General features: G+C 51.4%; 1 protein-coding gene. It reads right to left on the minus strand.

All coding sequences use genetic code 11. The annotated features are described in order from the left end of the window. On the minus strand, positions 1-566 hold a 566-nt coding region (locus AWV70_RS21985; protein ID WP_153010091.1), incomplete at both ends, for a TonB-dependent receptor domain-containing protein.

The following is a 566-nucleotide window of genomic DNA, read 5'->3' on the forward strand; positions in this document are numbered from 1 at the left end:
TAGTTATACTTCTTCGGTTCCTGCTTGCCGTACCAGGTGAAGGTCGACTGCACCGAAACATCCTGGTATATCTGCCAGCTCAGCGTTGAGTTCAGTGTATATTCCGGAATAATCGACAGACGGTCGCCGGTCTCTTTGTTCTTACTCTGCAGCATGTAGGTGATATTGTTGGTCCAGTTAACGGTTTCGCTAACCGGGACGTTCAATGTTCCTTCCAGGCCTTCTACTACCGCTTTCGGTACGTTTTCCCACTGGTAAATATCGGTTTTCACTTTACTCGTACCGGTCTGGGAGATCGGTGCATAGCCAGCTTCAATCTTGTTGCGGTAGTCGTTACGGAACCAGGTCACGCCGGCCAGCCAGCCGTCGCGTTTAAACTCAAGGCCGATCTCTTTGTTGATGCTGGTTTCCGCTTTCAGGTCTTCGTTACCCATCATATAGCAACCGGTGCCGGTTATGCTGGCATAACAGCCCTGGCCTTTACTGTACAGAATGTAGTTCGGGTTGGTCTGGTACAGGCTCGGCGCTTTATAGGCGCGGCCGATGCCCATCTTCAGGGTGAAGTC

This window comes from Sporosarcina koreensis, from assembly GCF_001531445.1.
In the GTDB taxonomy this organism is placed as follows: domain Bacteria; phylum Bacillota; class Bacilli; order Bacillales_A; family Planococcaceae; genus Sporosarcina; species Sporosarcina koreensis_C.